9 protein-coding genes and 1 riboswitch are annotated in these 8,155 nt (G+C 41.2%); of the genes, 4 read left to right on the forward strand and 5 right to left on the reverse strand.

Translation table 11 applies throughout. The annotated features are described in order from the left end of the window. Positions 1-36: 36 nt before the first annotated feature. The 3 genes from thiM to lctO form a co-directional block, all read right to left on the reverse strand. Positions 37-819: a hydroxyethylthiazole kinase gene (thiM, locus tag ACLNCN_RS01915; protein ID WP_185757584.1), complete on the reverse strand. Its 783-nt coding sequence runs from the start codon at positions 817-819 to the stop codon at positions 37-39. A gap of 129 nt (positions 820-948) precedes the next feature. Beyond that, entirely contained in the window at positions 949-1,617 is a 669-nt protein-coding gene (locus ACLNCN_RS01920; RefSeq protein ID WP_125417004.1) for a TenA family protein, read from the reverse strand. A 216-nt stretch (positions 1,618-1,833) separates the two neighbouring features. After that, positions 1,834-1,922, reverse strand: a riboswitch (TPP riboswitch). Between the two features lie 146 nt (positions 1,923-2,068). Then, positions 2,069-3,205: an L-lactate oxidase gene (gene lctO, locus ACLNCN_RS01925; RefSeq protein WP_061759183.1), complete on the reverse strand. Its 1,137-nt coding sequence runs from the start codon at positions 3,203-3,205 to the stop codon at positions 2,069-2,071. A gap of 216 nt (positions 3,206-3,421) precedes the next feature. Between lctO and ACLNCN_RS01930 the strand changes: the two genes are divergently transcribed. From ACLNCN_RS01930 to ACLNCN_RS01945, 4 genes are read left to right on the forward strand one after another with little or no spacing between them, the layout of a single operon-like run. Next, entirely contained in the window at positions 3,422-4,102 is a 681-nt protein-coding gene (locus tag ACLNCN_RS01930) for an amino acid ABC transporter permease (RefSeq protein WP_060627884.1), read from the forward strand. Continuing rightward, on the forward strand, positions 4,062-4,739 hold the full coding sequence (locus ACLNCN_RS01935; protein ID WP_060627882.1) for an amino acid ABC transporter permease: 678 nt from the start codon (positions 4,062-4,064) through the stop codon (positions 4,737-4,739). Before ACLNCN_RS01930 ends, ACLNCN_RS01935 begins: the two co-directional genes overlap by 41 nt. Continuing rightward, entirely contained in the window at positions 4,740-5,498 is a 759-nt protein-coding gene (locus ACLNCN_RS01940) for an amino acid ABC transporter ATP-binding protein (RefSeq protein ID WP_060627880.1), read from the forward strand. Positions 5,499-5,509: 11 nt separating this feature from the next. Then, positions 5,510-6,376 carry a cysteine ABC transporter substrate-binding protein gene (locus tag ACLNCN_RS01945; RefSeq protein WP_125417003.1) on the forward strand — a complete coding sequence of 289 codons (867 nt, stop codon included), beginning with the start codon at positions 5,510-5,512 and terminating at the stop codon, positions 6,374-6,376. A 212-nt stretch (positions 6,377-6,588) separates the two neighbouring features. Here ACLNCN_RS01945 and pyrE read toward each other — a convergent pair whose 3' ends face one another. Then, a complete protein-coding gene (gene pyrE / locus ACLNCN_RS01950) occupies positions 6,589-7,221 on the reverse strand; it encodes an orotate phosphoribosyltransferase (RefSeq protein ID WP_424844521.1) in 633 nt (210 codons plus the stop codon). 39 nt (positions 7,222-7,260) lie between these two features. Then, positions 7,261-7,956 carry an orotidine-5'-phosphate decarboxylase gene (gene pyrF / locus ACLNCN_RS01955; RefSeq protein WP_125417001.1) on the reverse strand — a complete coding sequence of 232 codons (696 nt, stop codon included), beginning with the start codon at positions 7,954-7,956 and terminating at the stop codon, positions 7,261-7,263. Positions 7,957-8,155: the final 199 nt, after the last annotated feature.

Genomic DNA, 8,155 nt, shown 5'->3' on the forward strand with positions numbered 1-8,155 from the left:
ATAAAATATAGTTTTAGTAATTCTTTATGAAACATTTTACTTCACTCTTTTGAATTCCTTTACATCTTCATCTGTAATCTCATATAAGGCATTTATAAATTCAACTTTAAATGTTCCAGGAAGATGTCCATTGGGACGTTTTTCTGCCATTTCTCCAGCGATATTGTAAACCAACATTGCTGTTTCTAATGATTTCAATTCTTGACCTTTTTCTAGTCCGATAAAGCTTGCTACTACAGCACCTAATAAACATCCTGTCCCAATAACTTTTGGCATCATGGCACTACCATTATGAATCGTTACCACTTCTCCATTTACCGCAATAGCATCCACTTCACCTGTTACTACTATTGGAATATTGAACTTCTCATTTGCTGCTAGAGCAATTTCATCAATATTATCTACTCCCGCACTGTCTACTCCTTTAGATACCACATTTATCCCTACTAAAGAGGCAATCTCTCCAGCATTTCCTCTAATCGCTGCTAGTTTATAATTGTTGATTAGATCATCTGCTACTTTTTTTCTATACTCTCCTGCCCCACAAGCCACAGGATCTAACACTGCAGGTACATTATATTTTTCAGCAATTTTCAGAGCAGCTTGGTATAATTTCCAATTTTCATCTGTCAATGTGCCTATGTTTATTAATAAACCTCCAGCATACTTTAATAAGTCCTCTAAATCTGCTGGAAACTCACTCATGGCTGGTGATGCACCTAGTGCTACTAATCCATTTGCTGTGAAATTTTTTACTACATCATTGGTTATACAAATGACTAATGGTGCTTTTTCTTTTAATAATTTTAAACTTGTCATATTGAAATCCTTCCTTTTCACTTTATACGATCTACTGATTTCGATTTATCTCTATCTTTCGTTAAGAAATTTTTTTCATTTACATTGAATGATTTACCTCATCAAATTTGTAAATATTCTAAACCTTCTCTAGGCGTCATAACCAATATCAAAAAAGGCTAATTCCAAAGCAACTGCTTGATTCCAGCGTTCCTGAAGTTCTGTCAAATCTTCTCTACCTTTTCCGACACGATTAAGTTCGTCAACCAGAAATTGAACCCACTCTGCAAAGAAAGGACCTCTGTGGAGATTGATCCATTCCGAATGAATATAGGATTCAGGTAGAGCCAAATCTTTAGAACCCCAGTCTAAATAGAGACCTTCTGCAATGACCAGCATGACCAAAAGATGGGCATAGTCTGATGATGACACAGCAGAATACATAAGCTCCTGAAAGGCTTTTGTTACAGGATGCAAGGTCACTTCCAGATAGTCATTCTCAGATACTTTTAACTCTTTGAAAGCCTTTTGGAAATAACCGTCTTCGTCTGCTTCAAGAAAACCTAGTTGCTTGGCAAAACGAAGCTTGGATTCAAGCTGGTCAGCGTGGGCTACACAAGCACCCAACATGGATAAGAAGGCATCAAAGAAGTGATAATCTTGAATTAGGTAGTCTTTTAAGACCTTATTCTCAAGTGTCCCCGCAAAAAGTTCCTTAACAAAACGATGATTGATTGCAGCCTGCCAATCCTTCTGACTGCTTTTTAATAATTCTCCAACAGTCAAACCTGGCTCAAATGCATAGTCTTGTGTTTCCATATTTACTTTTCCTCTCTTTACTCGTTCGTAATCAACAACATACCAAGAAAATCCTAGTTTTACTTGACCTTTTTAAAGAAAATCAAGGGCGTTCAAGCAGAGCTACCTAAATGATTGGCCTCAAAGCTGTCAGTCATTAATGAACAAAAAAAACTCCAATTACATATAGGAACTGGAGTTTAGCTTACAAGATTAGACCGTTCATTTCGACATACGAAAAAACGTTTCACATTTCCCTTCGCCAGTCTTAACTGTATCAGGTTCAATGGGTATCATCTCAGCCTAAAGCACCCCAAATGTCTTTATTATTTATTACTGCACCAGTATAGCAAAAAATTAAATCCCTAGCAAGATATTTGACTGAAAAATATATTTATATAGTTTTCAATAGCGATTTATTCTTCCTATAGACGAAGAAAAACCTCCACATTCAGTGGAGGCAATCTTTTTATCAATACAATTTTAAGTCACGAGGGTCAACTGGGAAGGTTGGGTTATATGGGTTGTGACGGAGTTTGAAATGTTTAACATCTTCAATGGTCTGAGTTCCAGATAATTGCATGACTGTCTTCAATTCTGCGTTCAAGTGTTCAAAGACTTGGCGTACACCGATACTACCACCAAGGGCCAAACCATAGATAACAGGGCGACCAATAGCTACCAAGTCTGCACCTGAAGCCAAGGCTTTAAAGACATGTTGACCACGACGAACACCAGAGTCAAAGACAATTGGCACACGTTTATCAACTGCTTCTGCCACTTCTTGAAGCGAGTCAAAGGCAGCTGGTCCACCGTCGATTTGGCGACCACCATGGTTGGTTACCCAGATACCAGAAGCTCCCGCAGCAAGCGAACGTTCAACATCCTCACGGCATTGTGGTCCTTTGACATACACAGGAAGTCCTGAGTATTCAGCGATAAACTCTACATCACGTGGAGACAAGCGTTGTTTAGCTGATTTGTAAACAAAGTCCATTGATTTACCAGCACCTTCTGGCAGGTATTCCTCAACAATTGGCATGCCAACTGGGAAGACAAAACCATTACGCTTATCAACCTCACGATTGCCCCCTACAGTAGCATCCGCTGTCAAGACAATCGCCTTATAACCTTCAGCTTTCACACGGTCCATGATGTGGCGGTTAATGCCATCATCTTTACTAAAGTAAAATTGGAACCAATGAGGTGTCCCTTGAAGGGCTTCCGTAATTTCTGGAAGATCGACAGTAGAGTAAGAACTAGTTGTATAAAGCGAACCGAACTCATGCACACCACGCGCAGTCGCCACTTCACCCTGTTCATTTGCCAATTTATGAGCCGCAACAGGCGCCATGATGATTGGTGAAGACAATTTTTCACCTGCAAATTCAATCTCTGTACTTGGATTTTCAACATCACAAAGAGTATGCGGAACGATGAGTTTGTGGTTAAAGGCGCGGATATTCTCACGCAAAGTGAAAGTATCTTCCGCCCCACTAGCGATATAGCCAAATGCTGCTTTAGGAATAACTTGTTGCGCCATTGGCTCCAAATCATAGGTATTGATGAAATCTACATGACCTTCTGCATTGCTTGTTTTGTATGACATAAAATGCCCTCCTTGATAAGTAAGCGTTTACTTTGTATATTACAAAAAATATTCTAACTCTTTTTTCAAAATTTTTCAAATATTTTGTTTGGAAATTTCAGAAATTTTATATCTATGATAAAAAATCCTTATCACGGCAATAAAAAATAGATATTATCCAAAGGAGATTTTAAGTGCTACAATAACTGTATTATTTCTAGATGGGAGGTTCTATTTTTGGATTGGTCCATTGTTGAACAATATCTACCACTATATCAAAAGGCTTTTCTCCTAACCTTGCATATTGCAGTTTGGGGAATTCTGGGATCCTTTCTGCTCGGTTTAATCGTTAGTATCATCCGGCATTACCGCATCCCTTTTTTGGCGCAAATAGCGACAGCCTACATTGAATTGTCACGTAATACACCCCTTTTGATTCAACTCTTCTTTCTCTACTTCGGTCTTCCCCGAATAGGGATTGTCCTATCTTCGGAAGTCTGTGCTACTCTGGGATTAGTCTTTTTAGGAGGCTCCTATATGGCAGAATCTTTCCGAAGTGGGTTGGAAGCCATCAGTCAAACCCAGCATGAGATTGGATTAGCCATCGGTCTGACACCTGTACAGGTCTTTCGCTATGTGGTTCTTCCGCAAGCAACAGCGGTGGCCCTACCATCTTTTAGCGCCAATGTCATTTTCCTCATCAAGGAAACCTCCGTTTTCTCAGCAGTAGCTTTAGCAGACCTCATGTACGTCGCCAAGGACTTGATTGGGCTCTATTATGAGACAGACATTGCGCTAGCTATGTTGGTAATTGCTTACCTGATTATGCTGCTGCCCATATCACTGGTCTTTAGCTGGATAGAAAGGAGGCTCCGCCATGCAGGATTCGGGAATCCAAGTACTCTTTCAGGGAAATAATCTCCTGCGGATTTTACAGGGATTGGGCGTCACGATTGGCATTTCTATCCTGTCTGTCCTCTTATCCATGATTTTCGGAACAGTCATGGGAATTGTCATGACCTCCCATTCTAGAATCGTACGATTTTTAACACGATTGTATCTGGAATTTATTCGTATCATGCCCCAACTGGTGCTACTCTTCATCGTTTATTTCGGATTAGCTCGAAACTTTAATATCAATATCTCAGGAGAGACTTCAGCTATTATCGTTTTTACCCTCTGGGGAACAGCTGAAATGGGGGACTTGGTCCGTGGAGCCATCACTTCCCTCCCTAAGCATCAGTTTGAAAGTGGACAGGCACTAGGTTTGACAAATGTTCAACTTTACTACCACATCATCATCCCACAGGTCTTGAGAAGATTGCTACCACAAGCCATCAACCTTGTCACTCGGATGATCAAAACCACTTCCTTGGTTGTCTTGATTGGGGTAGTTGAAGTGACCAAGGTTGGACAGCAAATCATCGATAGCAATCGCTTGACTATCGCAACCGCTTCCTTTTGGATTTATGGAACCATTCTAGTCTTGTATTTCGCAGTCTGCTTCCCTATTTCCAAACTATCCACTCACTTAGAAAAACATTGGAGGAACTAAATGTCTGAAACTATCTTAGAAATCAAGGAACTCAAAAAATCCTTCGGAGACAATCCCATCCTCCAAGGTCTATCCCTACAAATCAATAAAGGGGAAGTTGTCGTCATTCTAGGACCCTCTGGTTGTGGGAAAAGTACCCTCCTTCGTTGTCTCAACGGCTTAGAAAGTATTCAAGGTGGAGATATTCTTCTGGACGGTCAGTCTATCGTTGAAAATAAAAAAGACTTTCACCTAGTTCGCCAAAAGATTGGCATGGTCTTTCAAAGTTATGAACTCTTTCCCCATCTGGATGTCCTACAAAACCTCATCCTAGGTCCTATCAAGGCTCAAGGAAGGGACAAGAAGGAAGTAACGGAAGAAGCTCTGCAACTACTGGAACGTGTCGGTTTGCTAGACAAACAACATAGCTTTGCGCGTCAATTATCTGGTGGACAGAAGCAACGGGTTGCAATTGTCCGTGCCCTCCTCATGCATCCAGAAATCATCCTTTTTGACGAAGTGACTGCTTCGCTGGATCCAGAAATGGTGCGTGAGGTTCTAGAACTTATCAATGATTTAGCTCAAGAAGGTCGCACCATGATTTTAGTAACCCATGAAATGCAGTTTGCCCAAGCTATTGCCGATCGGATTATCTTCCTCGACCAAGGGAAAATTGCTGAAGAAGGAACGGCTCAAGCCTTCTTTACCAATCCTCAAACCAAACGAGCTCAGGAATTTTTAAACGTCTTTGACTTTAGCCAATTTGGCTCATATCTATAAAGGAGATTCTTATGAAACTATTCAAACCACTCTTAACTGTTTTGGCACTTGCCTTTGCCCTTATCTTTGTCACTGCTTGTAGCTCAGGTGGAAACGCTGGTTCATCCTCTGGCAAAACCACTGCCAAGGCTCGCACAATCGATGAAATCAAAAAAAGCGGTGAGCTACGAGTCGCCGTGTTTGGAGATAAAAAACCGTTTGGTTACGTTGACAATGACGGTTCTTACCAAGGTTACGATATTGAACTTGGGAACCAACTGGCCCAAGACCTTGGTGTCAAGGTTAAATACGTTTCAGTCGACGCTGCCAACCGTGCGGAATACTTGATTTCAAACAAGGTAGATATTACTCTTGCCAACTTTACAGTGACTGACGAACGCAAGAAACAAGTTGATTTTGCCCTTCCATACATGAAAGTTTCTCTTGGAGTCGTATCACCTAAGACTGGTCTCATTACAGACGTCAAACAACTTGAAGGTAAAACCTTAATTGTCACAAAAGGAACGACTGCTGAGACTTATTTTGAAAAGAATCATCCAGAAATTAAACTCCAAAAATATGACCAATACAGTGACTCTTACCAAGCTCTTCTTGACGGACGTGGAGATGCCTTCTCTACTGACAATACTGAAGTTCTAGCTTGGGCGCTTGAAAATAAAGGATTTGAAGTAGGAATTACTTCCCTCGGTAATCCAGATACCATTGCGGCAGCAGTTCAAAAAGGCAACCAAGAATTGCTAGACTTCATCAATAAAGATATTGAAAAATTAGGCAAAGAAAACTTCTTCCACAAGGTCTATGAAAAAACACTCCACCCAACCTACGGTGACGCTGCTAAAGCAGATGACCTTGTTGTTGAGGGCGGAAAAGTTGACTGATACTCTTCGAAAATCTCTTCAAACCACGTCAACGTCGCCTTGGATTATATATGTGACTGACTTCGTCAGTCTTATCTACAACCTCAAAGCAGTGCTTTGAGCAACCTGCGACTAGCTTCCTAGTTTGCTCTTTGATTTTCATTGAGTATAATACTCAATGAAATCACAAAAAGAAATCAGGTAATCCTAGTGACTACCTGATTTTCTATGTTTTAGGCGTTTTGCCAATTTTCTTGGTCTTCTTTAAATCGTTTTAGAAGATCGAGGCCTTCTGGTGTGATATAGCCTTCTTCTTGGGCTAGATGGATGAGTTCACTGTAGTTAGAAAGTGTCACAAGTTTGACACCTGCATCTGAGAAGTTCTTATCTGCTTTTGGCAATTGGTAACTGAAAATCGCTACAACTCCAAGCACATCTGCTCCTTCTCGTTTAGCAGCTGCTACTGCTTCAAGAACAGAACCACCTGTTGAAATAAGATCTTCAACCACTACCATTATTTGACCCTGAGCTACGCGGCCTTCTATTTGGTTACCAGCTCCGTGGTCTTTTGGTTTGCTACGGATGTAGGCAAATGGCAAATTCATCTTATCAGCAATGATAGCTCCGTGTGGAATCCCAGCTGTCGCAGTTCCTGCAATCACTTCAACCTCAGGAAAGGCTTCTTTGATAGCATCTACAAAACCATTTTCAATGAGAGTACGAGTTTCTGGATAGGCAAGGGTCACACGGTTATCCGTATAAATGGGTGACTTGATACCAGATGCCCAAGTGAAAGGCTCCTCTGGTTTGAGGTAAACGGCTTGGATTTTCAAGAGGTGGCTAGCGATATCTTTAGCAAGTGTCATGATATTCTCCTTTTATTTTTCTAATCTAGTTCTTTAATTTCAGTCCTGTGTCCATTCATCCTTGATAGCATGATAAGCTGCAACAGGATTCTCAGCTTGGGTAATAGGACGTCCCACTACGATATAGTCACTACCGATTTGATAGGCATCAGCAGGTGTCATCACACGTTTTTGATCTCCTACTGCAGCACCTGCAGGACGAATGCCCGGTGTCAGACAAATAAACTCTGGTTTGGTAGCCTGTTTGATGATTTGCACTTCCTGAGCCGAGCAAACAACACCATCCAAGCCAGCTTCAGCTGTCTTCTTGGCATAATGTATTACAGACTCTTGCAGACTGGTTTGGATGTTTTGAAAATCCTGCATCTGAGCCTCTGATGTTGATGTAAGCTGAGTGACAGCGATCAATTTTGATTGACTTCCAAGACCTTCACGCGCCGCCTTCATCATCTCTACACCACCAGCCGCATGAACATTAGTCATATCCACACCAAGCTGAGACAGGACCTTCATGGCTGACTTGACTGTATTGGGAATATCATGAAGCTTGAGATCCAAAAAGACACTGTGTCCCAGATCTTTTAAGTAGGATACAATCTCAGGACCTGCTGCGTAATAAAGCTCCATCCCTACCTTAAGATAAAGGCTTTCTTCTGCTGGAAAAAGAGCTAAGAATTCCTTGACCGCCTCAAAACTAGGAAAATCAAGAGCAATAACTGGACGATGTTCTCGCATAGGTTTCTCCTTTTACCTTTGCTAGTGAGAGAGTCTGGCCACAAGAAGCCACAAAAAAAGGAACCTGCCAACAGCAAGGTTCCACGAAAAATGGGTAGTCTCCACCCTTTCACCGTCTAACCTTAGCTGCCTCTCTGGACTGCTTTAAAGGTTTTTTACTATTCTATTATTTCTACTAGCACTTGTCAAGTAAAAACAT

It is taken from the genome of Streptococcus sp. CL8.13 (genome assembly GCF_049737895.1).